Source organism: Prochlorococcus sp. MIT 1201, assembly GCF_047303415.1.
GTDB classification, from domain to species: Bacteria; Cyanobacteriota; Cyanobacteriia; order PCC-6307; family Cyanobiaceae; genus Prochlorococcus; species Prochlorococcus marinus_D.
On sequence record NZ_CP138947.1, the window covers coordinates 595,028 to 621,831 of the forward strand.

General features: G+C 52.9%; 28 protein-coding genes and 1 pseudogene. 9 read left to right on the forward strand and 20 right to left on the reverse strand.

The annotated features are described in order from the left end of the window. Positions 1-4 precede the first annotated feature (4 nt). Entirely contained in the window at positions 5-193 is a 189-nt protein-coding gene (locus SIB41_RS02880; RefSeq protein WP_413360295.1) for a hypothetical protein, read from the forward strand. Positions 194-381: 188 nt separating this feature from the next. On the opposite strand, the gene SIB41_RS02885 is transcribed toward SIB41_RS02880, so the two are convergent. From SIB41_RS02885 to SIB41_RS02940, 12 genes are all read right to left on the reverse strand, one after another. Further along, a complete protein-coding gene (locus tag SIB41_RS02885; protein WP_413360298.1) occupies positions 382-1,698 on the reverse strand; it encodes a homoserine dehydrogenase in 1,317 nt (438 codons plus the stop codon). Between the two features lie 37 nt (positions 1,699-1,735). Then, complete coding sequence (locus tag SIB41_RS02890) at positions 1,736-2,197, reverse strand: SufE family protein (RefSeq protein WP_413360300.1); 462 nt, start codon at positions 2,195-2,197, stop codon at positions 1,736-1,738. 9 nt (positions 2,198-2,206) lie between these two features. Beyond that, positions 2,207-2,683, reverse strand: coding sequence for a hypothetical protein (locus SIB41_RS02895; protein ID WP_413360302.1), 477 nt, complete (start codon positions 2,681-2,683; stop codon positions 2,207-2,209). Between the two features lie 282 nt (positions 2,684-2,965). After that, positions 2,966-3,820 carry a hypothetical protein gene (locus tag SIB41_RS02900; protein WP_413360304.1) on the reverse strand — a complete coding sequence of 285 codons (855 nt, stop codon included), beginning with the start codon at positions 3,818-3,820 and terminating at the stop codon, positions 2,966-2,968. 256 nt (positions 3,821-4,076) lie between these two features. Beyond that, a complete protein-coding gene (locus tag SIB41_RS02905) occupies positions 4,077-4,646 on the reverse strand; it encodes a 5-formyltetrahydrofolate cyclo-ligase (RefSeq protein WP_413360306.1) in 570 nt (189 codons plus the stop codon). After that, positions 4,643-5,410 carry a class I SAM-dependent methyltransferase gene (locus SIB41_RS02910; RefSeq protein WP_413360308.1) on the reverse strand — a complete coding sequence of 256 codons (768 nt, stop codon included), beginning with the start codon at positions 5,408-5,410 and terminating at the stop codon, positions 4,643-4,645. Before SIB41_RS02910 ends, SIB41_RS02905 begins: the two co-directional genes overlap by 4 nt. Positions 5,411-5,418: 8 nt before the next feature. Further along, positions 5,419-5,883, reverse strand: a complete 465-nt coding sequence (ruvC, locus tag SIB41_RS02915; protein ID WP_011130508.1) for a crossover junction endodeoxyribonuclease RuvC — start codon at positions 5,881-5,883, stop codon at positions 5,419-5,421. Between the two features lie 4 nt (positions 5,884-5,887). Beyond that, positions 5,888-6,979 (reverse strand): magnesium chelatase ATPase subunit I, encoded by a 1,092-nt coding sequence (gene bchI / locus SIB41_RS02920; RefSeq protein WP_063406522.1) that lies wholly within the window; start codon positions 6,977-6,979, stop codon positions 5,888-5,890. Then, on the reverse strand, positions 6,976-8,394 hold the full coding sequence (locus tag SIB41_RS02925) for a DUF3370 domain-containing protein (protein ID WP_413360311.1): 1,419 nt from the start codon (positions 8,392-8,394) through the stop codon (positions 6,976-6,978). The genes bchI and SIB41_RS02925 overlap by 4 nt, the downstream gene beginning before the upstream one ends. Beyond that, positions 8,391-9,551, reverse strand: coding sequence for a serine hydrolase (locus SIB41_RS02930; protein WP_011130505.1), 1,161 nt, complete (start codon positions 9,549-9,551; stop codon positions 8,391-8,393). Before SIB41_RS02930 ends, SIB41_RS02925 begins: the two co-directional genes overlap by 4 nt. A 30-nt stretch (positions 9,552-9,581) precedes the next feature. Then, positions 9,582-10,331, reverse strand: a complete 750-nt coding sequence (locus SIB41_RS02935; RefSeq protein ID WP_413360313.1) for an RNA methyltransferase — start codon at positions 10,329-10,331, stop codon at positions 9,582-9,584. Beyond that, a complete protein-coding gene (locus tag SIB41_RS02940; RefSeq protein WP_413360315.1) occupies positions 10,328-10,705 on the reverse strand; it encodes a c-type cytochrome in 378 nt (125 codons plus the stop codon). Before SIB41_RS02940 ends, SIB41_RS02935 begins: the two co-directional genes overlap by 4 nt. A gap of 56 nt (positions 10,706-10,761) precedes the next feature. Here SIB41_RS02940 and petG point away from each other — a divergent pair, with 56 nt between their 5' ends. Next, positions 10,762-10,878, forward strand: coding sequence for a cytochrome b6-f complex subunit V (gene petG / locus SIB41_RS02945; RefSeq protein WP_011130502.1), 117 nt, complete (start codon positions 10,762-10,764; stop codon positions 10,876-10,878). A gap of 10 nt (positions 10,879-10,888) precedes the next feature. On the opposite strand, the pseudogene rsmD reads toward petG, so the two are convergent. The 5 genes and pseudogenes from rsmD to SIB41_RS02970 all read right to left on the reverse strand — a co-directional run. Next, positions 10,889-11,452, reverse strand: a pseudogene (gene rsmD, locus SIB41_RS02950) (16S rRNA (guanine(966)-N(2))-methyltransferase RsmD); the annotation flags it as partial. After that, positions 11,449-12,090, reverse strand: coding sequence for an imidazole glycerol phosphate synthase subunit HisH (gene hisH, locus SIB41_RS02955; protein ID WP_413360318.1), 642 nt, complete (start codon positions 12,088-12,090; stop codon positions 11,449-11,451). The gene hisH and the pseudogene rsmD, both read right to left, overlap by 4 nt. A 94-nt stretch (positions 12,091-12,184) precedes the next feature. Next, complete coding sequence (gene trxA, locus SIB41_RS02960; RefSeq protein WP_011130499.1) at positions 12,185-12,508, reverse strand: thioredoxin; 324 nt, start codon at positions 12,506-12,508, stop codon at positions 12,185-12,187. Between the two features lie 224 nt (positions 12,509-12,732). Next, entirely contained in the window at positions 12,733-13,896 is a 1,164-nt protein-coding gene (locus SIB41_RS02965) for a GuaB3 family IMP dehydrogenase-related protein (RefSeq protein ID WP_063406598.1), read from the reverse strand. Between the two features lie 75 nt (positions 13,897-13,971). After that, positions 13,972-15,111, reverse strand: coding sequence for a CAAD domain-containing protein (locus SIB41_RS02970; RefSeq protein WP_413360321.1), 1,140 nt, complete (start codon positions 15,109-15,111; stop codon positions 13,972-13,974). A gap of 158 nt (positions 15,112-15,269) precedes the next feature. On the opposite strand from SIB41_RS02970, the gene gyrA reads away from it, so the two are divergent. Together gyrA and crtL are read left to right on the forward strand one after the other, a co-directional pair. Further along, a complete protein-coding gene (gene gyrA, locus SIB41_RS02975) occupies positions 15,270-17,897 on the forward strand; it encodes a DNA gyrase subunit A (RefSeq protein WP_011130496.1) in 2,628 nt (875 codons plus the stop codon). A gap of 2 nt (positions 17,898-17,899) precedes the next feature. Further along, positions 17,900-19,126, forward strand: coding sequence for a lycopene beta cyclase (gene crtL / locus SIB41_RS02980; RefSeq protein WP_413360323.1), 1,227 nt, complete (start codon positions 17,900-17,902; stop codon positions 19,124-19,126). Here the strand turns inward: crtL and SIB41_RS02985 are convergent. Then, positions 19,123-20,691: a glycoside hydrolase family 57 protein gene (locus tag SIB41_RS02985; RefSeq protein WP_413360326.1), complete on the reverse strand. Its 1,569-nt coding sequence runs from the start codon at positions 20,689-20,691 to the stop codon at positions 19,123-19,125. The genes crtL and SIB41_RS02985 overlap by 4 nt on opposite strands. A 147-nt stretch (positions 20,692-20,838) precedes the next feature. On the opposite strand from SIB41_RS02985, the gene SIB41_RS02990 reads away from it, so the two are divergent. Further along, a complete protein-coding gene (locus tag SIB41_RS02990; protein WP_413360328.1) occupies positions 20,839-22,461 on the forward strand; it encodes a 2-isopropylmalate synthase in 1,623 nt (540 codons plus the stop codon). Between the two features lie 3 nt (positions 22,462-22,464). Continuing rightward, positions 22,465-23,328 (forward strand): carbohydrate ABC transporter permease, encoded by an 864-nt coding sequence (locus SIB41_RS02995; protein ID WP_413360330.1) that lies wholly within the window; start codon positions 22,465-22,467, stop codon positions 23,326-23,328. Positions 23,329-23,389: 61 nt separating this feature from the next. On the opposite strand, the gene SIB41_RS03000 is transcribed toward SIB41_RS02995, so the two are convergent. After that, a complete protein-coding gene (locus SIB41_RS03000; RefSeq protein ID WP_063419906.1) occupies positions 23,390-23,752 on the reverse strand; it encodes a hypothetical protein in 363 nt (120 codons plus the stop codon). A gap of 142 nt (positions 23,753-23,894) precedes the next feature. Here SIB41_RS03000 and SIB41_RS03005 point away from each other — a divergent pair, with 142 nt between their 5' ends. Then, positions 23,895-24,140 (forward strand): Nif11-like leader peptide family natural product precursor, encoded by a 246-nt coding sequence (locus SIB41_RS03005; protein ID WP_063419908.1) that lies wholly within the window; start codon positions 23,895-23,897, stop codon positions 24,138-24,140. Between the two features lie 519 nt (positions 24,141-24,659). Continuing rightward, entirely contained in the window at positions 24,660-24,878 is a 219-nt protein-coding gene (locus SIB41_RS03010) for a hypothetical protein (protein ID WP_413360332.1), read from the forward strand. Positions 24,879-25,132: 254 nt separating this feature from the next. Here SIB41_RS03010 and SIB41_RS03015 read toward each other — a convergent pair whose 3' ends face one another. Then, positions 25,133-25,429, reverse strand: a complete 297-nt coding sequence (locus SIB41_RS03015) for a hypothetical protein (RefSeq protein ID WP_236066050.1) — start codon at positions 25,427-25,429, stop codon at positions 25,133-25,135. Positions 25,430-26,274: 845 nt separating this feature from the next. Between SIB41_RS03015 and SIB41_RS03020 the strand changes: the two genes are divergently transcribed. After that, positions 26,275-26,772, forward strand: coding sequence for a hypothetical protein (locus tag SIB41_RS03020; RefSeq protein ID WP_413360334.1), 498 nt, complete (start codon positions 26,275-26,277; stop codon positions 26,770-26,772). Positions 26,773-26,804 lie beyond the last annotated feature (32 nt).

Below are 26,804 nucleotides of genomic sequence, written 5' to 3' on the forward strand. Positions count from 1 at the left end.
TCGGATGGCCTTGATTCAAAGATTTGCTAGTGAGTGTCGTTGTGTTTTATGGGAAGAGCAGGTGATGTGTTGCATCGACACTTCAAACACCGGGGATCCATTGGGCAGTAGTGGCCAACGTCTCACCCAACAGCGATTGTGGTCATCGTCGATTCCGATTACTTGGAATTGGTCTTTACCATTGAGGAGTTGAACACAGTCACCTTGATGGAGATCCATGATGGGTCGGAAGTCCGGCTTGGAAAAGAGTTGGACTCTTGATATCATCGAAGCGGTAGACATGAACCTTTGGGGGCACAGGTCAGCGTCTGCAGACTTGCCTCTCAACTTGTTTTATAACTCTTACGTAAGCAGGGGGCTCGTCCTCAGGGGGGCTGGAAGTTAAAGGCAGCTGAGATGGGCGGCAACTCCTTTGACCTCAGCCATAGAGGTGATTGCAGTCAGGGCATCTTGCATCTGGCCTTGGCTTATTTCATGGGTAATCACAACGATTTCGGCGCCGGTCTCTGAGGCATCGAATTGCACGATTGATTGAATCGAGATGCCACGATCGCCGAAGCAGCTACCGATCCGACCGATCACTCCTGGGGTGTCTTCTGCGTTGAAGCGCACATAGTTGCGCTGACGGATTGCGCTTGGATCAACGAGGTGACAGGAACGCCAACTGCTTGCGGCAAGAAGGGGGTCGAGGCTGCCGTTGATTTCCCCTAATTGGCGTATGCCAGCGATGTTGAGGATGTCCGCCACCACAGCTGAGGCGGTGGGTCCAGAGCCTGCTCCTGGGCCATAAAACATCACGCGGCCGATCGGATCGCCCTCAACCAGGATGGCGTTGTTCACGCCATTCACGCCAGCAAGAGGGTGGTCGAGAGGAATCATGGTTGGCTGCACCCTTACAGCTAAGGGCAAGGACTGACTGGTCTGAGCGTCTGAGTTGAGACGTTCGGCGATAGCCAATAGTTTCACCCTGTAGCCAAGCTGTGTGGCGTAGTCCACATCGCGGCTTTGAAGGTTGTTGATGCCTTGGGTGGGAATTGAGTCACGGTCGACAGGTCCACCGAAGGCGAGCCCAGTGAGGATGGCAATCTTGTCGGCCGCATCGAACCCCTCAACGTCGGCAGCTGGATCTGCCTCTGCGTAGCCAAGATCTTGGGCGGTCTTGAGCACGTCGTCATAGGCCACCCCTTCCTGTGCCATGCGGCTGAGGATGTAGTTGGTGGTGCCGTTGATGATGCCGCTCACGCGTTCGATCCGGTTGCCACCTAGTGATTGCTTAAGTGGCTCGATGATCGGGATGCCACCGCCGACGGCAGCTTCGATCAGGACGTAGACCCCAGCAGCAGCAGCAGCAGAGGCAATCTCTTCGCCATGTCTTGCAATCACCGCTTTGTTAGCTGTAACGACCGCTTTGCCGGCGGCAATGGCTCGCATGATCAGGGTTCGGGCTGGTTCGATCCCTCCCATGACTTCAACAACCACGTGAACAGAGGGATCATCAACAACGGCCTGTGGGTTGTTGGTCAGTAAGGATGGGCGGAGCTCAATCGGGCGAGGTCGTTGCAGATCTCGAACCGCTACACGGACCAGTTCAAGCTCAGCCACCAGTGGATGCCGCCCTTCAGGGGCTTGGAGGATGCCTGCTACACCTGCGCCTACTGTTCCAAGCCCCAGGAGACCGATTCCTAATTTCGTGCCCATGGCAGCTGTGTCCAGTCGTGTAATTGCTGGCCGGACTCTAAGAAGTTGTGGAAGACGAAACCCTGGCAAGTTGCTGTGCCTGGGCCTTCATGTTGAGGAGGATATTGAGGAATCCGTTAGCTCTTGATGGGGTGAGGCTGCCTTGAAGGCCTGTGGCTTCAATGAAGCTTGGGTCCACGGCCATGACTTGCTCAGGTGTGAGATTGCTGAGGCCTTGAATCAGCATTGCCAGCAAACCTCTTGTAATCAGTGCGTCGGAGTCTCCCTGCCAGTGAAGCCGTCCTTCCACGAGTTCACCAAGCACATGGACCTGAGAAACGCATCCCTTGACCTTGACGGCGTCGGTTTGTAATTCCGGGGACATTGGTGGCAGCTTTTTGGCCAGCCATAGAACATATTCGTAGCGGCGGCGGGGATCAGAGGTGCCGTTAAGTCTCTCGACCATGCTGTCTAGGGCTTCACTGCCAAAGCTTGAGGGTGCGGCGGTGGGCTCAGCCATGGCGAAGGATCAGAATTTGAGGCGCTGCTCACGCACGCTAAACAAAACACCTGCAAGACCAAGCAGGAGAGGCGAGCCAGTGCTGATCAGGAACGATGGTGTTTGTGGAGTCTTGGGTTGGCTGACCACCTCATCCAGCTGCACCTTGCCTGAGCGGATTGGCAGCATCAGATAGTCACGGTGACCTGGGCCAGCATCCACCTGCAGGTCGAGGGTGCCTTCCTGCATGACTGGCAGGCTCAAGCTCAGTTTTCCCTGTTGATCCATTCGACCCAGCTCTCGGCCTGGTGTTCCGTTGGCTTCTAAGACGCGTACCACTGCTCCCTCAACAGGTGTTCCTGTTGAGAATTGGCTGTGAAGTTCCAGGCTGCCATCGAGGTAGTTGAGAGTGCTTTCAATGGCATGGGCTTTCGCTGGCTGACCTTGCCCGAGACCAAGAGATGTTGTTGCGATCAATAGAAACAAAGGCTGGATTAGGGTCCGCATTGAATGATCTCTGAAAACTCTGAAAATCATTTTGAGAGATTTTTGCAGGATTGACTAGTACCTGCGTGGCAGCCTTGGAGACGTGTGATTATTGTCGTACGAAATATTTACAAGAGGCGAATATTTTGCTGATAAAAAATGGCAGCAATGGCGTGTTGAATATTTTTTTTGAGACCAATTCTTGGAATTAGATTTGATTCGAATCCAATTCACTTTGTTTTGGCTTTCAATTGATCAATGACCCATGTGCAACGAATGAGCTATTTCTTCATGATCACGACCTCAAACAGGAGTTGGATGTTGTAAGTCGATATTCCATTGAATTTCAGTGCCTTCAGTAGCAAGGCCTGGATGAAGTTGATTAACCCCTTGAAGCATGAGGTCTTTTAAAAAGCTATCTTGAGTCGCAGAGCCTTGCAGTCCGCTGACAAAATAAGAGCTGAAAATATTTTCTATCTTCCCGCTGCCATGGGCAGACTTTTCAACGCTAGCAAGGGTTAGTAAACCACTATTGGTGTCTTTATCCCTGATAGGGATGAATGCAGCCTCTTCTTTAGTGAATTCATATAAATTACCTTGTGGTGTGGTGATGTTCCCCCGAAAAAGCCATTTGAGTTCATCAACATAGATGTTTCCCTCTCCTGTAATAGGGTCGATCGCTCCTCCAACTTGGCCGACTTCTACTTCTCCTGTAAGGTCAAGAGTGTAGCCTAGTAAAGACGTATTAAATGACCTTTGAGGGTAAATAAATGAAAGAATATTTCCCTGGCTATCCGTCTCGACTGAAGCGATTGATTGCCCAAATAACAGTTCTCCAGGATTGTCTACTATAGGATCGTATTGAAAAATAACATCCTCTGCTTCTAGCAGCAAGTTCACTTCTGAGTCTAAGGAATGATTTTCGTGAAGCTCAATATCTTCCTCATATAGCACCACGGCATTCTCCATGCCTTCCTCGAATTCCTCATCGCTAATCTGATTGTCATTATTTTGGTCGAGAATCTCAACGATTGCAGCGGCATCATCATTCTCGAGTTCCAGGGTTATGTTTGGCCCTTGATCATTAACAGCAGCCTCAAAGGTGAAGTCTTTGCCTTTGATGGTGGCCTGGAATGCATAATGATCACCCTCGTCCAATGAATGGAATAAGTTAGAGCCAATAGCTGGCCTAATGGTGACAATGTCTTCTTTGCCATCTATCTCTATGGACTGAACTATTGCGTACGAATTTAGTGCCCGTGGTGGCATTGCGCTTGATAGCTTAGTCCTTAAAAGGCTAATAGAAAGATTCCTAGTGTCAAGAAAGTATTGAATTCAAGCCTTGTCTCTTTGTGATAGCAGGGCTTTCTTGATGCATTTTTATTCGTAATTTGGGAGCCGAATCTAAGTTTTTTTATTTTACTCTGAAAACTCCTGTTTCACTAATCCAGCCATCAAGGGGCACATCCCAACTGTCGCGAGGCAGTAAGTCTGTTGATACGCAGGCTTGTGGCAAGACTGCAAGCGATGGAACTTTGCGCCAAGCCAAATTGCTTCTGAAGCGGTCGAAGAAACCGCCTCCATAGCCGAGTCTGATCCCACGTTGATCCATCGCCAGAGCAGGTATCAGCAATAGGCCTAATTCATCAGCTTCAAGGGCAGCCTCATCCACCGGTGCAGGAATCATGCAGGTATCTTTCCGCAGTGGAGTGTGTGCCCATGGGTGGTAACTGAGACTTCTGTCCTCTCCACTGACTGGTAGAGCTAAGGGTAACTTCAAATTGAGTTTCAGTTCGCGGAGGTCTATTTCTCCGCTAAGCGGCCAATAAACACCAATGTGCCCTCGTAGCTTCCCAGCTTTTAAGTAACCCTGAATAGCGTTGACAACCTGCTGAATGATTGTGTCTTGAACCGCAGGTAATTGTTGAGCGCGTAGGGCCTTGAATTGACGACGAAGCTTGGCTTTGGCGCTGGCTTGATTCATTGCGTTAGATAACCCCAGCGGCCCATGAGTGGAAAGATCAGGGGGATTGTTGTTTGATCTGCTGGCCAGAGTCTCTGCAGTTCCATGCTGAGTTGTGGCAGCAAATCATGTCCCTCCTGCGTTGCTTTCCTCAAAGCTGACCAGGTTCCTATGTAACCGATCAGCTGATCACAGCTCCATTTGAGGGAGATGCAGAGCTCTTGGGGCAAAGATTTGCTGATGGCGGGGAATGGCAGGTTCTGATAGTGGTTGTCGACATGCTGACGCTGGGGAGGCCACCAGCTCGATAGCCTTTCGCCGTAAAGCTGTTCTAGCCACAACTGCAATGCAGGGGGAGCCCCTTGCGGGGGGTCATAGCCCACCCAGACCATCAGTCCACCTGGGCGTGCCACCTTTACTGCTTCTTCGTTGAATCGGGGTACATCTAGCCAGTGAATGGCGGCAGCCACCACAATTGCGTCCATGCATGCGTTGGGAAACCCGGAATCTTCAGCCGCTGCTACTTGGTAATGAATGTTTGAGTGAGCTGGTGCGGCATCAACCTGAGCGGGGCTGAGATCGGTTGCATCGACGCGATCAAAGTGCCTTGCAAGCCCTAGAGAGGCCTGGCCGCTACCACAGGCCACGTCCCAGCAACGTTGGTGGCCGGCGGCTTTGCTGCTTATCCAGGTAAACAGGGATTCCGGGTAATAGGGGCGCTGTTGGGCGTAGGACTCAGCCACGCTGTCAAACCAGCCGTGTTTTGGTGAGCAGGAGGAGTCCATCAGTGGTTTTAGCGCTGGAACCAACCTGTGAGTGCTATGGCCAGGGCGTCGGCGGCATCATCGGGTCGGGGCGGCTGATCAAGATTCAATTCACGCATCACCGCATCGAGCACTTCATCTTTTTCAGCATGGCCTGAGCCCGCCAGAGCAAGCTTGATCTGCATCGGTGGAAATTCCATCACTGGCACTCGAAAGCGTGCCAGGGTCATGATGATGACTCCACGTGCCTGGACCACGCTGATTGTCGTGCTGGAGCGGTAGAAGAAGAATTTCTCCACAGCGGCCAGTTGGGGCTTCCAACGACGGATGAGCTGGCGTAGATCGCTGGCGATTTCCACCATCCGTTCACCATCGTCAATGCCTGGATTGGTGCGGATGATGCCGCAATCGAGCATCTGCTGTTGTCCGTTGCTGGTGTCGATGACCCCGTAGCCCACCCTGGCAATGCCAGGGTCGATGCCAAGGATGCGCAAGCGTTCAGCCTGCTTGAGTTGTTAGCGCGAAGTCAGCCTGATCGCTGTTCTCGCTGCGTTCGAACACTTTGCAGAAAATTTTGACGACCCGATCCCCTGAATCAATCTGCTCGAGGGGGTCTTTTCGCAATCGATGGCGTAGAGAGCAAGAGATCACGCGTGCCACATCTTCTTCCGAAACCTCTGTTCGTCCTGCAAAGGCTGCTAGAGCCCTGGCGGCACGGTTTGTGACGATATCGCCACGTAGTCCATCTACATCTAGTTCGCCACAGACAGCCGAGATTCGTAGGCGCAAATCGTTGTCGAGGCTCACCTGTTCAAGACGTTGCTGGGCCTCAATAACACGTTGTTGTAAGGCGTCTTGGTTGGCTTGCACCGATGTAGCAAAGGTATCGGGATCGCTATCAAAGGCGGTGCGCTGATCAACCACCTGCACCCGTAGATCTGGATCGCGGACAGTGCGCACCTCAACACTCATGCCAAAGCGATCAAGGAGTTGGGGGCGTAGCTCGCCCTCCTCGGGGTTGCCGGAGCCGATCAGTACGAATCGGGCAGGGTGTCGCACTGATACCCCTTCACGTTCCACCGTGTTCCATCCTGATGCTGCTGAATCCAGCAGCACATCGACAAGATGGTCGTCAAGCAGATTGACTTCATCGACGTAGAGCAAGCCGCGGTTGGCCTTGGCCAGCAGGCCTGGCTCGAATGCACGAACTCCTTCGCTGAGGGCCTTCTCGATGTCGATGGTGCCGCAAAGACGATCTTCAGTGGCACCGAGAGGCAAATCCACCATCGGCACCTGTCGCTCCTCAGTGGCAAGGCTTTCACCATGTTCAATGCGTTGGCGCACGTCACTGCTCTGTAGATCCGGATCAGTGGGTGAGCTGTTGTAAGGGTCGCCAGCGACGACATCAATCCCTGGAAGGAGATCTGCTAGGGCTCGGATCGCGGTGGACTTGCCCGTGCCTCGATCTCCCATGATCATGACTCCGCCGATTCGCGGGTCGATCACGTTGAGCAGCAGAGCCAGTTTCATCTCTTCCTGGCCAATCACGGCGGTAAAGGGAAAGACCCTGCGCTTGCGGGTTGAGCTCACGGGTTGATGTCTGGAGTTGTTTTGGATTGTTTCACAGGCAGGAGTGTGAGCACTTGCGGTGGGGTGGCATCAGCGGGGTAGATCAGTCGAATTCGGACATCTCTAGTTTCTCCTGGCGTCAAGCTGATGCGACCAAGGTCTGGCCCCATCTGCCCCTGCCGCAGGACTAGGTGGAAGCGGCGACGGCCCATGGGTCGACTGGACTCGCTATCGAGTCCACTGACCTCGATTAGCCCTCGATACATCACAGGTCCGCTGGCTGAAACGCGAAAGTCCAGGCTTGTGTTGTTGTTGTCCTTCTTTAAGGGGGACTCAAGGGTCAGCAAGAAGGATTTTTCCTGCTTTGATCCGTTGTGTAGCGGCAGGGTGAGGTCATATTCAACTCCGTAGTTGCCATGGGCAGCCCATGCAGTGTTGTCGTAGTGCGCTTGTAATTCAGCAGTTTGGACCTGATCTGTGCCGAGGCTGCCCCTCTCGAGGCTGCTGATAGGCCAGGAGATGGGAGTGTTGATTGCGCTTAGCACGGTGCTATCAGGATCAGTCAGGGTTGTCTTCCATGTGCTGCCCAATTGGATTCCGCTAACGCGCGAATACACGATCTTGCCGCTGCTACCTCGAGGCGTGGGGTGATGTTCCTTGGGGCTGAGTTCGCCGCTTTCAAGCAGCTCAATCCAGCGAGAGAGTGGAGGGGCTGCTTTGGGATTGCCGTATGCAGCCACGGTTGCCAGTGAGATGGGGCCGGAGCTATGCAGCCGCATCTGAAGGTTGCGACCGTTGAGCAGTGGATCGAGACCTGCTACGGGAATGGGGAGTACCAATAGGGCACTTGGGCTGCCTGGCAGGAGTTCCCATCGCTCTGGCAGCTCTTGAGCTCGCTCTCCCCGCAGCAGATCGCCAGCTACCCTGCTGCCTGGGCCAGCGGCAATAGGGGTCGTGGTTTCGGCAATCACTTTCGGCAGAGGCAGAAATGGTGCAGCTGTCTGTCCTGCTTCGGTGGCTTGCGATAGGGAGGTGCTGCCTCTCAATAGGGTCAGTTGCACAGGCTCGTCACCCCGTGGCTGAGCCAGCACTGCTAGCCAGAGGGTGGATTCGAGATGATCAGGAAGGCCGGCATACACGTGGTGACTGAATAGATCGAAACGACCATCGAGTGGCACGGCCAGGTTGCTTTTGTCAGCTTTGGCGCTTGAGCTTTGTGTGTTTTTGGTAGGGAAGGTGGAGAGCAGAATCCCTTCGCCTGTAATGAGTTCGGGATTGTTGTCATTAACCATCAGCACCTTGTCAAGCCCGCCTGGTAGGGGCCTGACCTGTTGCTGTCTTTGTTTGACGGTTGGAGCAGCAATCAGAGCGGGGGTGTCAAGCACTGCTCCGGATAAGTTGAAAAGCGCAACTGACAAAAGGGCGGGGATCTTCATGGCTGATTGCTGTTTGTTGATTCCGTTCGAGGTGTCGATGGCTTTGGCTTGAGTACTGGAGCCATAGCGGCTGCCATGTCGCGGATCAGTTCTGTGGAGCGGGGGTCGTTGAAGGGGCCTTTCACCATGAACCCTGCCACTGCACGACTGCCATCAGGTAGTTCGATCAGGCCAGCATCTGCATAAGCGATGCCGATGTCGCCGGTTTTGTTGTAGATGCGGTAGCCCTTTGCCAGGAGGCTGTTGTCAGGCTCTCCTTGCTTGCCGCCCAGTCCCTTAAGAAATCCACCAGGTAATAGGCGGTTGCTGACGGAGGTGCTCATTGCCTCCCTGAATAGATCCCGTGTGCGTGGGCTAAGGGCTTTCCCAGTATCGACAAGTGCGATAGCCCGTGCCAGATCGTGGCTGCTGGTGGTATTGGTGCCTTGTAGATCCGGCAACCAGTTATTCACCACCGTGGAGCTCAGGCCGAGAGCATTGAAGCGTGCATTGAGGACGTCCTTGCCACCAATTCGTTGAATCAGCAGATTGGTGGCGGTGTTATCGCTCACCCGAATCATCTCGGTGGCAACTTCGTGGGCAGGGAATTGGCTGCCAAGCGGCTTGCTGGCCATCCAGCCAGCACCACCACCAATAATCTCTTTGGTGAGCTTCAGTGGTTCATTCCAGCTGAGCTGACCGGAATCGATGAGTTCGAGAGCTACCAGCAGGATTGCTGTTTTGATTGAGCTAGCTGCAGGCAGTGCTGTCTCGGCGGAGAGCTCGGCATAGCGTCCATCATCAAGCACTAGCAAGAATGCGCTTGCTTGTAAGTCTTTTTGTTGCTTGGCCAGTTCTCTCCAGCGGTTGCTCAACGTTGTGAGTTCTTGCTTCGTCTGGAAATTGCCAAGTTGCAAACTATTCCCATTGCTGAGCATGGGGTTTGTGGCTTCCTCAACGATGTTGAAGCGACTGGGGAGGCCCTTCAGGGAAATCCAATTTCGCCCAGGAAGCCACTCCGGCAAGTCCAGTTTGCCCTGCTTCACCTGTGGGCCGAGCATCTTGAGCGCTGAACCTGTAATCACGCCTAGGCCGATGCCCATCAAGATCAGACGCAACAAAAGCCGTAGGGGTCCAGCCCCGTTTGAGCGGTTGCGGTAAGGGCGACTGCTTGACAAGGAAGTGAAGATCAGTGAGTTCGGCTGAGGTTAAGAGTGACGAGAATGGATGGCCCAGCGCAGTTGCCTCACCATCCCTCTCAGCAGGGCTACTTCCTCGGGACGGACGGCAGCGCGTTGAAGTAAACCACGGACTTTGGCCATGCGGGCTTGGGCCGTATGGCTCAAAAGAAATCCCACCTCTAACAGGAGATCCTGGGCGTCTGTTAAGCATGCGTCGAGTTGACGAGGTGATGCTGGGTCGGGCCATGCCGATTGCCCTTCCCTGAGCGTCCCTTGCCCTTTGCAACGTTGTAGCTCATGCAGCACGATCGCTACTGCATGCGAGAGGTTGAGGGATGGATATCCATGGGAGCTGTGCAGAGTGAGTACACGTTGGGCGAGTTGAAGTTCCTCGTTGGTTAGGCCCCTGTCTTCACGGCCAAATACCAGTGCCACAGGTGCTGCACCCATGCTCTCTAATAACCATGACACTGCTTGTTCGGGGGTTTGCAGGGGGATGTTGCCATGATCCAATCGGCCGGAGCTGGCTATAACTCTGTGACAGTCAGCTACGGCATCGAGCAAGCATGAGAATTGTTTTGCCTGCTCAAGCATTGCTACGCCATGGACAGCCATGCGTCGTGCCTCGGGATCAGCAGGGTCGCAGCGGGGCGAGACCAGGCGTAGTTCTTGTACTCCGAAGTTGGCGCAGAGTCTGGCCACACTGCCCAGATTCAGTGGACCAATTGGCTCAACCAGAACAACAGTCGTTTGGATTGAGCGGATGTCCTTGTTCAATTCAGGGAATTTAAATAAGCCAGTAGGTCGGCCATTTCTTGAGGCTCCAGCTGGAACCTGGGCATGGGCGGCGTATTGCCGCTTACCACTTGCCTGATCAGCTGGGCATCGTTGCGGCGTTCGCTCACGTCAAGGAGATTCGGGCCTAAGTTTCCTTGGGCAGTAATCCCGTGGCAGCCAGCGCAGTTGATGCGGAACAGCTGACCTCCTTGCTCCAAAGATCCCTCCAAATCAAGGGTGGCGTTGACGTAGGGGTCTCGTTGTGAGTGCCCTAGTACCCATAACAAAATTGCAATGCAGACAGCTGCTGCCAGTACCACTAGGGCTCCAATGAACCCGTTTTTGCTTTGATTGTTTGATGACGGGCCCGTCACGGTGAGTTCAGGAGCATGAAACAATTGTGCTTAATCTTTCAACTGGGCGCGAGGCCATGATCGAACCACTTCTCTGCGGAATCGTTCTGGGTTTAATTCCGGTCACTTTGCTTGGATTGTTTGTGGATGCTTGGAATCAGTATCGTCGCGATACTGTTCTGGGGGATTGGTGAACAGTAAGGCGCTGCTGCCATAGATACGGCGATCTTGTTCAAGCCACTGCATTGGGGTTTCCACGCTGTTGTTCGTGGCATGCTCACAGATCACGAGGGCATCTCTCTGCAGCCAATGGCCTGAAAGCAGGGCTTTGAAGACTTCTGAATAGAGTTTTGAAGAATAAGGTGGATCGAGGTAGACCAGGTTGAAACCAGGGTTTTCCCCTTCCCAAGGTTGATTGAACTTGGCGGCATGGCAACCTCTCTTCAGCCAGCTCAGTACGTCATGGCGGATCACTTCAATGTTGGTCTGCTGGGAGAGGCCAGAGGCGGTGGCAATTAGGTTGGCCTGACAGACTTTGGCTGTCTTCGCGTTTCGTTCAACAGCTACTACACGTCGTGCGCCGCTTTGCAACGCCTCACAGCCCATGACTCCACTGCCGCTAAATAGGTCAAGCCAGTGGCAGTCATGCAAGCGTGGGGCTAGCACGTTCATCACTGCTTCACGAACACGACTCGTCGTGGGTCTAGTGCCTTGGCCAGCGGGACTCTGAAGCTTGCGCCCTCCGGAAAGCCTTAGCTGGCTACTCATGGCACAGGTTTTGCGCCGGTCTCCAGCCAATTCAGCCAACGCCGCAGCATGCGCTCGCCGGCTGCGGCGGATTTCTCTGGGTGAAACTGACAGGCCCCTAGTCGGCCTTTCCAGACCATCGCTGTGATGTTGTCTCGGCCAAACGGCGCTATGGCCGCAAGATCACTGTTTTGCCTGGGGACTGCAGCATAGGAATGCACGAAATACATCCAGCTGTCTGGATCTTCCTTGTCAAGCAGCGGGCAGTCGTTTCGATATTCTAGAGCAGCCCAGCCCATGTGGGGAATGCGTTCGCCTTGATTGGAGGGCAGTCGTTGAACGTGGCCCTTAAGCAACCCTAGGCCGGTGGCATTTCCTTCGTCACTCGATTCGAACAACAGCTGCAGGCCCAGACAGATGCCTAGCAGAGGTCGTCCTCCTTTCACCCAACTCTTTAGGTCTGGAACCAATCTGGTCTGCTCAAGGTGCACCATGGCGGGATCAAAGGCACCGACTCCAGGCAAGATCAAGGCATCACAGCCGCTTAGGTCGGCGGGCTGCCTCACTATGTGAAGAGCCTTGTGGAGCCTTTCAAAGGCAATCTGCACAGAGCGCAGATTGCCCATGCCGTAATCAATTAAGCCTAGACGTGTAATCAAAGAAACCCTCCGCAATCTGGCCTTTTAGCCATGTGAGGCATTGAATCAGGCCAATGGTGATCTAGGAGTGCTGGAATCGAAGTTGGATCAAGCTTCAGAGGTACTTTGAAATGGTTCCAGAAAGAGTGGCTTTGGGCACTGCACCAACAACTGTGTCGACTTTTTGACCTCCTTTGAACACCATCAGGGTGGGGATACTGCGAATACCGTATTGGCTGGCGACGTTGGGGTTTTCGTCAGTGTTGAGCTTGAAGACTTTGATCTTGCTCTCGAATTCCTTGGCAATCTCATCGACGATCGGAGCAACCATGCGACATGGGCCACACCAAGGCGCCCAGAAATCAACTAGCACAGGCACGTCGCTTTGAAGGACGTCCTGCTCGAAGGAGGCGTCGGTAACTGCGGCGGCATTGGACATTCCTTAGGTCGTTGATTTTGCGGAAATTTAGCAATCGTTTGTATTTTATTCATGCTTAAGAGCCTCCACAGGTAGGAACTGTGACGGTCTCTTGCACAGAAGACGAAAAGCCCGAGCTCGTCGGGCCGGTGTGTGTGAGGAGTGTGTGGGCCGTAGCCCTCACGAATTCATACTAGCCATGGCCTCTCTCGGATCCAATTGGTTTTCGTCTGCGATCGGAATGTTTACTTGCCCATGCCTAGCTGCTGGGCTTTCTGATAAACCTTCCCTTCGGTCAGCAGAGATGGGGCGATGACGACCTCAACCTGTTGCATCTCTTTGATCGTACGGGCCCCAAGAGTGCCCATGGACGTTTTGAGAGCTCCTAGAAGGTTATGGGTGCCATCGTCTAGCAGAGCAGGCCCTCTAAGGATGCGTTCCAGGCTGCCTGTGCTGCCCACCTTGATTCTTGTGCCCCTTGGCAGTACTGGACTGGGAGTGGCCATGCCCCAGTGGAAGCCACGACCAGGAGCCTCCACTGCTCGGGCGATCGGAGAGCCGATCATGACCGCATCGGCACCGCAGGCAATGCATTTACAGACGTCCCCTCCTGTGATGATGCCGCCATCTGCGACGATCGGAACGTAGCGACCACTCTCTCGCTCGTAGTCCTCACGGGCGGCAGCACAGTCCGCTACGGCGGTGGCCTGGGGGATGCCCACGCCAAGAACCCCACGAGAGGTGCAAGCAGCACCAGGGCCGATGCCAACCATCACCCCTGCGGCACCTGCACGCATGAGTTGCAGAGCGACCTCGTAGGTGACGCAATTACCCATCACCACAGGGACCCCCATGCCTTGACAAAGGGCTTCGAGATCGAGAGTTTGTTGACCTTCAGGACCAATGTGTTCGGTTGAGACCACTGTCGCCTGCACAAAGAAGAGGTCAGCACCCGCTTCTGCAATGGTTTTGCTAAAGCGCATTGCTGCCACGGGTGTGCCACTTACAGCAGCAATGCCCCCCTGATTTTTGATCTCTTTGATGCGTTGATAGATCAGGGCTTCTTGCACAGGTTTGCTGTAGATCTCCTGCATCAGTGGCACGAAGGCGTCCTTTCCGATTGAGGAGATCCGATCCAGTACTGGGTTGGGGTCTTTGTAGCGGGTTTGGACTCCTTCCAGATTCATTACGCCGAGGGCTCCAAGGCGAGATAGTGCAACAGCCATATCGACATTGACAACGCTATCCATAGCGCTCGCAATGATCGGTATCTCACGTTCGATGCCTGCAAGGTTCCAGCAGGTGTCAGTGATCTCCGGGTCTACGGTTCGTCCACCCGGAACAAGGGCGGTTTCGTCGATGCCATAGGCCCGGCGAACGACCTTGGTGCGTCCGAGCTGAATGTTCACCACAGACCGAATAAAGTCACGCCAAGTTACCAACTGGGGTGATTCAAATTTTGCCTTGAGGAAAAGGAGCTTTGGCTAGGGCTTGTTGTCAGTTGTTCCACGGAAGGCTTCCCATCGGGTGCGCACTTTGGAGATCACATCCTGTCGATCTTCGCTGCGGATCAGGCGGGTGATTGAAAACCATGTCAGCCAAAGGATGCCGGCCAGTTCGAAGAGAGATGGAGCCAGAGGAACGCTCTCAATCGTGGACAAAATACCGCCGTAGATACGAACAAAAATCACAAGGGTGATCAATGCCGCAATGAGAAGAACGGGGCGTCTCAGTTGTTGCCATGGGCTTGTCTGATCGTCTTGCTTAATCCAGTTGCTCAACTTGAAGAAGTTGCGCAGTCTCTCCAAAAGCAGCTTCAACTCCTCTCCTTGATCAAGACCTTCGGGCTCGTTTGAGGGTTTGGGAGTTGGTGTTGGGCTTGAGGGGATGGTGCTTGGCTTGGAGATAGCAGGGCTGTCTTGAACTGGAGCAGGTTGTTGTTGAGCTGGTGTCTTAGGGACAGCAGGGTTGGCTTGTGAGGGAGCAGCTTGGGCTGCACTCACTTTGAGGTCATCTGAAGCGTCTGAGGGTTTGGGAGTTGGTGTTGGGCTTGAGGGGATGGTGCTTGGCTTGGAGATAGCAGGGCTGTCTTGAACTGGAGCAGGTTGTTGTTGAGCTGGTGTCTTAGGGACAGCAGGGTTGGCTTGTGAGGGAGCAGCTTGGGCTGCATTCACTTTGAGGTCATCTGAAGCGTCTGAGGGTTTGGGAGTTGGTGTTGGGCTTGAGGGGATGGTGCTTGGCTTGGAGATAGCAGGGCTGTCTTGAACTGGAGCAGGTTGTTGTTGAGCTGGTGTCTTAGGGACAGCAGGGTTGGCTTGTGAGGGAGCAGCTTGGGCTGCACTCACTTTGAGGTCATCTGAAGCGTCTGAGGGTTTGGGAGTTGGTGTTGGGCTTGAGGGGATGGTGCTTGGCTTGGAGATAGCAGGGCTGTCTTGAACTGGAGCAGGTTGTTGTTGAGCTGGTGTCTTAGGGACAGCAGGGTTGGCTTGTGAGGGAGCAGCTTGGGCTGCACTCACTTTGAGGTCATTTGCAGCAGCTGAGGACTCAGCGGGTTCAGATGAGGACTCGGTGCCTTCCGTTGCTTCGGAGGTTCCTTCTGCTTTGGATTCCTCAGCCGAGCTCATGGTCCAAATATCACACTCTAAATAGTTTAAGAGGCCTCTTTAATACTGAGCCTTTAGCTGTATTAAGCCCTAACAGTGCAGAGGCTGGTTTTTGTTGATGCTGGTGGCTCAATTCTTCAGCTTCCGAGATAACCTGAATATTGGCAACCAGCTCTTTTATGGCGGATCCATTGGGACCCAGTGACGGCGGTCCCGGCGAGTCCGACGATCGGATCATCCAGACGGACCTGCGCATTGAAATGTCGCGCTCCTATCTGGAGTACGCGATGAGTGTGATCGTTGGGCGTGCGTTGCCCGACGCTCGCGATGGTCTCAAGCCTGTGCATAGGCGCATCCTTTATGCGATGTATGAGTTGGGCCTGACCAGCGATCGGCCTTATCGAAAGTGTGCCCGAGTTGTTGGTGAGGTTCTGGGTAAATACCATCCCCATGGGGATACAGCCGTCTACGACGCGCTGGTTCGCATGGCTCAGGATTTTTCCATGCAAATGCCGTTGATTGATGGTCACGGCAATTTTGGTTCGGTCGATAACGATCCACCTGCGGCCATGCGATACACCGAATCGCGTCTTCAGTCGCTTACGACAGACAGTCTGCTTGAGGATATCGAAGCAGAGACAGTTGACTACGCGGACAACTTTGATGGCTCCCAACAGGAGCCAATGGTATTGCCAGCACGTATTCCTCAGTTGCTGCTGAATGGCTCCTCAGGGATCGCCGTTGGCATGGCTACCAATATTCCACCGCACAATCTCAGTGAATTAATCGATGGTCTGCAGGCTCTGATCAGTAATCCCGAGCTAAGTGATTCTGAGTTGATGACGCTTATCCCTGGGCCGGACTTTCCAACTGGTGGTCAGATTCTTGGTCGTAGTGGTATTCGTGAAACCTATCTCACCGGTCGTGGTTCGGTAACGATGCGCGGCGTGGCAAATATTGAGACGATTGAACATCCCGGTCGAGCAGACCGGGATGCAGTGATCATTACTGAATTGCCCTATCAGACCAATAAAGCAGCGCTTATTGAGCGGATTGCAGAGATGGTTAATGATAAGAAGCTGGAGGGTATTTCTGATATTCGCGACGAAAGCGATCGCGATGGCATGCGTATTGTCGTGGAGCTGCGACGTGATGCCTACCCTCAGGTAGTGCTTAATAATCTTTTCAAGCTCACTCCTCTTCAGAGCAACTTTAGTGCCCATATGTTGGCGCTAGTCAATGGCGAGCCGGTGCTGCTCACCCTGCGCAAGATGCTGCAGGTATTCCTCGATTTTCGCGTTGATACTGTTGAACGTCGGACCCGCTATTTCCTTCGTAAAGCTGAGGAACGCGACCACATCTTGTTGGGTCTTCTGCTTGCTCTCGATCAGCTTGATCCAATCATCGCGTTGATTCGTGCTGCCTCTGATACGGCTACAGCTCGTCAACAGTTGCAGGAGCATCATGGTCTCACGGAGATTCAGGCGGATGCCATCCTGCAGATGCAGTTGCGGCGTCTGACCGCTTTAGAGGCTGACAAGATTCGTTTGGAACACGAGGATCTTGTCACCAAGATCGCCAATTACAAGGACATCCTTGGCCGACGTGAGCGTGTTTTCGGTCTAATTGAGGACGAATTGACCAAGCTGCGCGAGAAGCATTGCTTGCCTCGGCGCACCGAGATCCTCGATTTAGGAGGGGGGCTCGAAGACATCGACTTGATTGCCAACGAGCGATCTGTGGTGTTGCTCACTGAGACCGGTTATCTCAAGCGCATGCCGGTAAGCGAGTTTGAGGCCACTAGTCGTGGGACACGAGGCAAGGCAGGCACTCGCAGTCAAGGTGAGGAGGCGGTGAAGCTGTTTATTAGCTGCAATGACCATGACACGTTGCTGTTGTTCAGTGACCGCGGTGTCTCCTATGCCCTTCCTGCTTATCGTGTGCCTCAGTGCAGCCGCACAGCGAAGGGAACACCTGTCGTACAGCTCTTGCCCATTCCCCGTGAAGAGGCAATTACCTCCCTTCTGTCAGTTATATCCTTCGATGACGACACCCACTTGTTGATGTTGACGAAGGGTGGCTTTATCAAGCGCACCTCTCTATCAGCTTTCAGCAAGATTCGTTCCAATGGTTTGATTGCCATTGGTCTGGAGGAGGGTGATGCTCTTACTTGGGTGAGGTTGGCAGTTCCTGGTGACAGTGTTTTGATTGCTTCTAGGGCTGGAATGACCATTCATTTCCGACTCTGTGATGAGGAGTTACGACCCTTAGGACGAACTGCTCGTGGCGTGCGTGCCATGAATTTACGAGGCGGCGATTCCTTGGTGAGCATGGATGTATTGCCTGTCGAGCTTGCCGATCAGGTCGCCAAGAGTCTTGAGGATGATCAGGATGAAAGCGGCGAGACCGTTGTCGTTAGTGATGGACCATGGGTGCTTGTTGCTTCCGCTAGTGGACTGGGTAAGCGGGTACCGGTCAATCAGTTCCGTTTGCAGAAACGTGCAGGCATGGGTCTGCGTGCCATCAAGTTCAGGCGCGAAGGAGACGAGTTGGTGGGTTTAAGGGTGCTTGGCTACGGAGAAGAGCTTTTGTTGGTAAGCGAGCGTGGAGTGATTGTGCGTACCAGTGCCGATAAAATTCCTCAGCAGTCAAGGGCTGCTACTGGTGTTCGGCTTCAGCGCTTGGATGCAGGTGATCGCCTCTCTGAGGTGGTGCTTGTGCCGCCTGATTCTGAGGATCAGGACCAGCCAGATGATCGATCTGATCCCAGTGAAGTGGCTGGGGTTGACGACGCTCCTTCCAGCTGACATTGACCAGTCGTACGGATGTTTTAGTGATGGGAGCTGGTCCGGCGGCTCTCTGTATCGTTGCTGAGTTAGTCGAGCAAGGCTTGGCAGTGACTGCCCTCGCCTCGCATACACCTGAGCAGCCATGGCCCAATACTTATGGAATCTGGGCTGAGGAGCTTGAGTCTCTTGGGATGGCTTCTTTACTGGGCCAGCGTTGGACCAACACAGTTAGCTATTTCGGTGATGGTGATAATGAGGAGGGTCTTGCTCCAATTCACCATCATTTCGACTACGGCCTTTTCGATCCAGCCGCATTACAAGATTCATTGCTGAGTCGTTGTGGTGAGTTGAGTTGGAATGTTGAAACCGCTGTGAGCATTAAGGTGTTGGGGAGAGATACGGAAGTTCTCTGTCACTCTGGCAACGCTTATCGAGCACGGGTTGTCATTGATGCCAGTGGTCATCGCAGTCGATTTATCCGTCGCCCTGATCATGGGCCCGTAGCGGAGCAGGCGGCCTATGGCGTCGTGGGACGCTTCAGTTCATCACCAGTGGAGTCTGGTCAGTTCGTATTAATGGATTTTCGTCCCGACCATCTCAGTGATGAACAACGAGAGAAACCCCCCAGCTTTCTCTATGCCATGGATTTTGGTGAGGGAATCTTTTTTGTTGAGGAGACTTCGCTTGCCTGCGCGCCTCCATTGTCTTGGAGTGAATTAAGGGAAAGGCTGCATGCACGCTTGTCTCACCGCGGGGTGGAGATTAAAGAAGTGATCCATGAGGAATATTGCCTGTTCCCGATGAACTTGCCTTTGCCTGATCGTCGTCAACCTTTGCTCGCGTTTGGTGGTGCAGCAAGCATGGTCCATCCTGCTTCGGGCTACATGGTTGGAGCTCTTTTACGTCGAGCTCCGGCATTGGCAAAGCATTTGGCAATGGCTATGGCTGTGGAGCCTCCTCTGGATTCTTCCGCTCTTGCTCGGGAAGGGTGGCAGGTGCTTTGGTCGCCGGAGCTTGTGCAGCGTCATCGCCTTTATCAGTTTGGTTTGCGGCGACTGATGAGCTTTGACGAAGCTCGCTTGCGCAGCTTCTTTGCCACTTTCTTTCGGTTGCCACGTGAGGATTGGGCAGGTTTTCTGGCCAACACGCTGCCACTACCTCGTCTTCTGATGGTGATGCTGCGGTTGTTCTTGCTTTCCTCCTGGGAGATTCGGTTGGGGATGCTTTTTGGGGCCTCTTCGACCTAGTCACGAATGCGAGCCCAGTCCGTCGCTTGAATGAATGGGAAGAGGCCATCTTCCGATTCGAGTGTGATCAGCCAGTCTTCGGGCAGATGTTGCTTGTCATTGATGGCCTGCATTAATTGCCAGAAACGGTTGAGGTGGCGATGGATGCGTTCCTTCGCAAGCTCCGTGGTTGTGCCTGCTCGCAGAATGAAACTCCAGTCGGAGGACTGGGCCAGGAGGAGTTCTCGAGCAGCCTGTTGCAGCAGCCGTAGGTCCGATTCTCGAGCCACTCCTAGGCTGCATCTCTCCACCATTGCTTTTCCGGCTCGGCTCCACTCAGGAACTACCCATGCATTGCTGTCATTGAGCCAATAGTCGTGGTAGCCACCTTGCCCCCAGCTTGAGGGACATGGTTCACAAAGTTGGAGTTGGGGGTTTGATGTGAGGACGTCTCGAAGCCTGGTGAAATACACCTGCTCCTTGCTGGCCTGGCGGAAGATTTCGGCAAGGAAAGTTGGCCCCTCAAACCACCAGTGTCCAAAGAGCTCTGCGTCGAAGGGAGCCACTAACAATGGCTCGATGGCCATGGTGTTAGCTAATTGATCGAGTTGGATACGGCGACCCTTTAGGTAGAGCTGAGCGTGTTCTTTGGTACGTGCGCAAGCTATGGCGGGCTCATAAACTGCTTTGGCCTCAAGGGGTGACGTTTGGTCTGTCACTCGATGCAGTTTCAGCCCTAAGGGTCTGGGTTCCTTTAGCCCGATCCCATGGAGTTGTTCGATTGGTAGGTCCCAACCAAGATCCCTATGAAATTCACGGTAAAAAGGGTCGCCTGGATACCCTTGCTCTGCTGACCAGACAGGAAGCGTGGCATCACTGTCTCTGCCGAAGAAGGCCACGCCATTTCGGCTGCAGATTGGGGCATATACGCCATAACGCGGACGAGGAGTGGCATGCAGGAGGCCATGCCCGTCGAGCACGGTGTAGCGCAGTCCAGCATCGAGTATCCAACGGTCCAGCCCTTCGTAGTAGGCACATTCCGGCAGCCAGATTCCCAAGGGGTGCTCTCCTAGTAGGCGGTGGTGCTCGCGTACGGCAGTGCGCAACTGACCACGCACTGCCTCAGGGTGTTCCCTCAGTAATGGCATGTAGCCATGGGTGGCTCCGCAGGTGAGCAGGTCGACAACCTTTGACCTTTGAAGTTGGGCAAAGCGACCAATGAGATCGCCTTCGCATGCCAACCACTGATGCAGATGTCGTTGGATGATCTCAGCGAGGTGGTCCGCTGCAGGTTGTAGGTCTGAGGAGGTTTGGGCTAGGAGGTCCAGACGAACAGCGAGCCAGGCGGGGAATCGGTGTTTTAGATCGTCGTCACTGAGTAGGGAGAGCAGGGTCGGAGAAAGGCTGATCGTGAGCCTGGGGTGTTGGTTGGGTGCTGCGGCAGCTTCTTCCAGAACCTGGAGAAGAGGTAAATAGCACTCAATCAGGGCTTGAAAAAACCAGTCTTCTTCCAATGAACCGGGCTCTGCCGATCGCACATATGGGAGATGGGCATGGAGAACCAGGGCCAGAGCACCTTTGCCCACGTTCTGATTTCAGTGGAGTTGAATTTAGAACGACTTTGTTGATAAAGCCGACCTTGGTTTGCTGAGTTGTCGCTTCGCAGTAGGCAGTCCCCCCTTAGACTCGCTTAACTCATAGTCATTTCGACTAACTCCCTGAAGGGTGCTGTCATGGCCAAGGATCCAGGCCGCGTTTTGATTTTTGACACCACCCTCAGGGATGGAGAGCAGTCCCCTGGGGCAAGTCTCAATCTTGAGGAAAAGCTGGCTATTGCCCAGCAACTCGCTCGTTTGGGTGTGGATGTGATTGAAGCTGGCTTTCCTTTTGCCAGCCAGGGCGATTTTGCTGCCGTGCAACGTATTGCCCAGCAGGTTGGTGGGGATGAAGGGCCAATCATTTGTGGCTTGGCTAGGGCTTCGCGTGCTGATATCAAGGCTTGTGCTGATGCCGTTGCCCCAGCACCTCGACGACGAATTCACACATTCATTGCCACGAGTGATATTCACTTGGAGCACAAGCTGCGTAAATCTCGGGCGGAGGTTCTGGCGATTGTTCCAGAGATGGTTGCCTACGCCCGCTCACTTGTTGATGATGTTGAGTTCTCTTGTGAGGACGCCGCTCGAAGCGATCCTGAGTTTCTTTATGAGGTGATCGAGGCTGCGATTGCTGCGGGGGCGGGCACCATCAATATCCCCGACACAGTTGGTTTTACAACTCCCTCGGAGTTCGGGGCGTTGATTGCTGGTATCGATTGCCATGTTCCAAACATGAATGAGGCGGTTATTTCTGTTCATGGTCACAACGACCTCGGACTGGCTGTAGCCAATTTTTTAGAAGCTGTGAAGAGTGGAGCCCGGCAGTTTGAATGCACAATCAACGGCATTGGAGAGCGGGCAGGGAATGCTGCGCTTGAGGAGTTGGTGATGGCTTTGTATGTGAGGCGGCGTTATTTCAATCCCTTCTTTGGGCGTGAACCTGATAGTCCTACACCTCTAACAGCCGTTCGCACGGAGGAAATCACCAAGACCTCTCGATTGGTCTCAAATCTCACCGGCATGGTGGTGCAGCCCAATAAGGCGATTGTAGGCAGCAATGCTTTCGCCCATGAGTCAGGTATTCATCAAGATGGTGTGCTTAAAAATCGTCTGACTTATGAAATTGTTGATGCCCGTACGGTTGGGCTGAGCGACAATCGGATCTCGCTGGGCAAGCTAAGTGGCCGCAGTGCCGTCCGAGCTCGCCTTGAGGAGCTCGGTTACGACTTGACTCGGGAGGATCTTGACGAGGCCTTTGCACGATTTAAGGATCTGGCCGATCGCAAGCGCGATATAACAGATCGAGATCTTGAGGCCATTGTCAGCGAACAGGTTCAGCAGTCTGAAGCTCGTTTTCAGTTACGACTGGTGCAAGTCAGTTGCGGTAGCAGTCTTAGGCCTACGGCTACTGTCATTCTTGCGCAAGAGGATGGACATGAGCAGACTGCCGCTGCAGTGGGCACCGGTCCAGTAGATGCTGTCTGTCGTGCATTGAATGCTCTAGCTGGCGAACCTAATGAGCTGATCGAGTTCTCGGTGAAGTCGGTAACGGAAGGGATTGATGCGATGGGTGAAGTCACGATTCGGCTACGTCGGGATGGGCAGCTTTTCTCAGGTCATTCCGCTGACACTGATGTGGTTGTTGCTGCAGCTCAAGCATTTGTGAATGCGCTTAATCGGCTGGTGGCAGGTTGCGGTCGCGAGTCTCTTCATCCCCAACATGATGCTGTGCTAGCTGATCTACGGTCAGGCATCTAAACAATGGGGCGTTTTCCCTATGTGGAGATCAGGCGTAAGAGCTTGGCTTTGCCACTGCTGAAAGGTCTTCAGTTAGGGGTCCTTATCGTGTTAGCGCTTGTCATTCTCCTTCCATTGCTTTGGCTGGTAAGCACGTCCTTGAAAGGGCCCGCTGAAGAGATTTTTACTAGTCCTCCAGCCTTACTACCTGCCGAACCGAGCCTGATGGCGTATTGGCGACTATTCGCCGACAATCCGCTAGGGATTTATTTGCTCAACAGCACAGTAGTGAGCTGTTTGGCGGTGGTAGCCAATCTGCTTTTCTGCTCCCTGGCGGCCTATCCACTCGCTCGGATGCGCTTTGCCGGAAGAGGTCTGGTCTTGGCCCTTGTGGTGGCAACCATCCTCATTCCTTTTCAGGTGGTGATGATCCCTTTGTATCTTTTGATGGTGCAGTTGGGATTGCGTAACTCTCTGATGGCCTTGGTGATTCCACAGGCCGCAACAGCCTTTGGGCTCTATCTCTTGCGACAGAGTTTTTTGACGGTGCCCGTGGAACTTGAAGAGGCTGCGCGAATCGATGGTTGTAGTCGATTGGGTGAATGGTGGAACGTGATGATTCCGGCTGCTCGTGCTGATCTAATCACCCTGGCCATGTTTGTGTTTATCGGCACTTGGAGCGATTTCCTCTGGCCTTTGGTGATCTTGGATGACCCCAGCCTTTATACCCTTCCACTCGGCCTACAGCAGCTCGCCAGCAGCTTCTCTCTTGACTGGAGAATTGTGGCGGCTGGGTCGGTGGTGTCGATTTTGCCGGTGCTGGCACTCTTCATTCTTTTGCAGCGTTTTATTCTCCCAAGTGCAAGTGGGGATGCGGTGAAGGGATAGGTTTTTGATCGCCAAGAATCAATCCCAGGTTCTTGTCAAGACTTTTAGGGCTCTATGAAGCTCAAGGTTGTGGTGACAGCCTTGGAGCTGATGGTGTAGCTGGAGGGTCAGGTTGCATTCGCCATGGGTCAGATTGACTGTGGATGGACTCTTTTTGCGGCTTGGTGATCTGTCGTTGTTGTTCGATGAGTGCGTTAAGCCTTTCCCCTTGATTATTGAGCCGGATCTGAAGGCTGTGTAGTTGCTCGCCCAGCAAACGGCTGCTGCTTGTTTGTGGTTTTTGTTCAAGCTCACTCAGCCGTTCCATAACTTGGTTAAGAGTGTTGGTCTGCTTGGCAACCGCTTGCCAAATCACGATAAAAAGCACTGTCAGCATGCTCATCCCTCCGGCACCAATCAGCCGCCAGCCTTTCCAGTTCTTCATGCCGTCGTTAAGGAGACTTTATGGGTGTAGCGGTTCTGTGTTGACTTTGCATCTATGCAGCTACAAATTCAGGCATGCTTGAACGCATCATCTGCCAATTTGCTGCTGGCTGATGTAGACCGATCACTCTCGCATTGGGGTCGTGTCGATTAAGGACCTAGACCGTCTGTTGGCTTTAAGGGAGGAGGATCCATTGCTCGATAAGCAACTTGAGGACGCTATCGAGGTTGAGCAGTTCCTGGAGTTAGCGCAGGACCGTGGGCTTGATGTGACGGAAGCTGATCTTTTTGCTGCTCAACAACGCGATGAGGGTTCTCTTTCTGCTGTGGAATTGCAACGCCGCATGGCTGAAGAGTCTCGTCGTTTGCGTCACTTCATCCAAGGCTGACAAGATTAATGAGGATGGCGACTAAGCAAGACGACTCCATAGAAGTTTGTGTGCTGGCTGCCTAAAGTTAATGTGGCGCCATAAATTCGACTTTGACCTTTTCGATTGACTGGCTATTAATTCAGTATGACTTTGAATCATTGATGATTGCATACATGCTTTTAGAGATAAATACAGTAGTTATTTTATGGCAATAACAGGATTTACCCCGTAAATATCTCGTGGCAAATCCTAAAATTCGACCTGCGATTGTTGCTGCAGGAACCAATTGCTCAAAGGCTGGAGGTTGAAATGTGAACAGCTAGTGGTTGCTTGATCTTCACTGGCCTTCTGGATGTATAGAAGTGTATTTTTCATTGAAAAAGAGTTTGTGTGGCAGTCTTGTTGATCAAGTTATGGCAGGCTCAGTAGAGAGAAAGGTTTTTGGCAGGGAAGAACACTGCTAGAGAGATCGTTTTCTGGTTTTGCAAGTTTTTCCACAATCGTGAGATTATGCGTGTGTTGAGCAAATGAAGAAATATGGCGCCCCAACGACTGCTTTACAGGTTGGTTGCTCTTGATGGAACTCCCCTCCCTGTTCTGGATTCTCCATATGACTCAGATGAAGCAGCTCTTGCCGCTGCAAAGAATTGGCGTGATGGACAGGGGCTTAACTGCTCAATCAGTCAAAGGGCTATTGGTGTTGAAGTGATGACGCGTAGAGGGTCTTGCCGAACTGTGGGCTATCCCAGAAATTGAGGCTGACCCATTGTGCCAACTTGATACTCGAGTGGCTAAATATACAGTTAGGGCCTTGGCGATGATGTATAAACACAAATTAAATACAAGAGGCGTTACTCCTATTGCTGCTAAGGATGTCGTGGACCTGGTTAACTGTTGATTGCCTGATCTTGAGTCCGGTTGTCAGTCCAGCGGCTATTCATTGGCTGGGTTGACTAGACGCTATTTCATGAGCCAATTTTACAACATTTGGATGAGTGAAATGCTCATCCTTAAGGGATTAGAGGTGTAGAGGCGTCACGACGCCTGATCCCAGATTCCTCCCTGAGCGCTTGGCGGCGTTGTGCGAAAGGAAGGTCGTCAAACATTGCCGAATCGAAGGTTTCCTCTGGCATGTTGGTGTTGCTAAGGATGTCATCCTGCTTGGCATAGTCCAAGGCAGCCCAGCTTGGTTGCATTGGTAGCAGAATCAAAAGAGCTCCTGTCAGTGCAGTGAAAGCCCTAATAATCAGGCTGAGCTGATTGCGCAGCTGCGCGCGATGGCTTTGTGGTTGGTTCTTTTGTGACACCTTGGAGACAGTGCTGAAATGTCTTTTTAACAAATGGCCAGCCTTTCTGGTTGGAAAACTATAGGTTCTATTGGGTGCTTGGGTTGGCAGTGCATTGACTTGTAAAAGTGTGGCGAGTGCTAGGAGGGCTATTTTAATTTTAATAGATTTTCTATCTTAGGCAAGAAGAATGCATGAAAAGTTTGGCAAGGTCCAGTGGTAAAATTTTCTGTACTGATGCTTTTGAAGGCAGGGTTTGAAGTCTGATTCGAGCAAAAGTTGGCTTTATTTTTAAATATTCAAGAATACTTGCCTTGGTCTTTTGGTGATTCTTTGTAGCTTTTTCTCAAGGGGGCTTGTCGACATGTACTGCAAGGATAGGATGAAAATAAGGGTTTGAATTGGTGACGGACTCTTTTGGCTTCAAGATTTAGTCTGCGGAGATTTGAATTTCATCTGACTTGTATCGGCAAAGCTTTTTTCTTTGATTTCCGCAGAAGTTTTAGGCGGATTGTATTTAGGGATTTGCAGGGTTTTTCTTGAAGAGATTCCTGGAGGGATAGGCCTAAGAAATGATTTAATCTTTGGGATTCTTGTGAGCCTGATTGGCAAGGCTTTCCGATCAGGCCTTGAACGACTAACTCGTGACTCGTCTTGGTTGAATGTGGGGACGCTCCCGCCCCTTCCTCTGGCTGATAAGGGCCCTGCTCAGCGCATTTGGTCAACCCCATGCTGAATCGGTCATTGCGTTGAGGATCCCTAGGGGACTTTTGCTCTGAGGAGCTTGAATGAAAACCGAGAAGTTCGGTGCATTGAAGCAACCAACGCGGCCGATCTGTATCCAATAAGAACAGAGGATTGCCCGATTGGCTGTGGTGTTATTGCGATGGTTGGGATGTTTGCTGGTTTCCGTGTCTGGTTTGGCTTGGCTTGATGTTTGCAATGCCAGTAGTTGGGAGCAGATTGGTCGTTATCAAAACCTTTTGCAGCAGGCTGGTACGAATACTCTGGTAGTGGGTGACTGTCCATCAGGATTGATGGGTGCTTTTCATGTTGGCAGGAATGCAGTGCTGCTTTGTGCCAACAACCTTGAGGATGATCCGACAGAGGTTTGGACAGTGCTTGCCCATGAGTCGGCCCATGTGATGCAAGCTTGCAAGGACGGTCCCTTGTTGGCAGATCATCAGCTAGGCAAAGCACTTTTAACTGTGCAACGGAGCTCTCCGGAGGTGGTGAGGGAGCTTCGCCTCTATCACCAGACTCAACAACGTGAGGAGGTTGAGGCACGCCTTGTGCAGGCCCTTGCTTTTGAGGAAGTGAAAAGTCTTTTTTTGCAGTACTGTGCTGACCGCTTAGAGCCTTAGCTCATTGAGATTGGTCCACCGCGCCATAGATG

Bases quoted from the DNA above. Each gene is read 5' to 3' on its own strand.
- SIB41_RS02880 (WP_413360295.1), top strand. From the start codon at position 5: ATGGCCTTGATTCAAAGATTTGCTAGTGAGTGTCGTTGTGTTTTATGG.
- SIB41_RS02885 (WP_413360298.1), bottom strand. From the start codon at position 1,698: ATGGGCACGAAATTAGGAATCGGTCTCCTGGGGCTTGGAACAGTAGGC.
- SIB41_RS02890 (WP_413360300.1), bottom strand. From the start codon at position 2,197: ATGGCTGAGCCCACCGCCGCACCCTCAAGCTTTGGCAGTGAAGCCCTA.
- SIB41_RS02895 (WP_413360302.1), bottom strand. From the start codon at position 2,683: ATGCGGACCCTAATCCAGCCTTTGTTTCTATTGATCGCAACAACATCT.
- SIB41_RS02905 (WP_413360306.1), bottom strand. From the start codon at position 4,646: ATGAATCAAGCCAGCGCCAAAGCCAAGCTTCGTCGTCAATTCAAGGCC.
- SIB41_RS02910 (WP_413360308.1), bottom strand. From the start codon at position 5,410: ATGGACTCCTCCTGCTCACCAAAACACGGCTGGTTTGACAGCGTGGCT.
- SIB41_RS02925 (WP_413360311.1), bottom strand. From the start codon at position 8,394: ATGAAGATCCCCGCCCTTTTGTCAGTTGCGCTTTTCAACTTATCCGGA.
- petG (WP_011130502.1), top strand. From the start codon at position 10,762: ATGATCGAACCACTTCTCTGCGGAATCGTTCTGGGTTTAATTCCGGTC.
- trxA (WP_011130499.1), bottom strand. From the start codon at position 12,508: ATGTCCAATGCCGCCGCAGTTACCGACGCCTCCTTCGAGCAGGACGTC.
- SIB41_RS02970 (WP_413360321.1), bottom strand. From the start codon at position 15,111: ATGAGCTCGGCTGAGGAATCCAAAGCAGAAGGAACCTCCGAAGCAACG.
- gyrA (WP_011130496.1), top strand. From the start codon at position 15,270: ATGGCGGATCCATTGGGACCCAGTGACGGCGGTCCCGGCGAGTCCGAC.
- SIB41_RS02990 (WP_413360328.1), top strand. From the start codon at position 20,839: ATGGCCAAGGATCCAGGCCGCGTTTTGATTTTTGACACCACCCTCAGG.
- SIB41_RS02995 (WP_413360330.1), top strand. From the start codon at position 22,465: ATGGGGCGTTTTCCCTATGTGGAGATCAGGCGTAAGAGCTTGGCTTTG.
- SIB41_RS03000 (WP_063419906.1), bottom strand. From the start codon at position 23,752: ATGAAGAACTGGAAAGGCTGGCGGCTGATTGGTGCCGGAGGGATGAGC.
- SIB41_RS03010 (WP_413360332.1), top strand. From the start codon at position 24,660: ATGGCGCCCCAACGACTGCTTTACAGGTTGGTTGCTCTTGATGGAACT.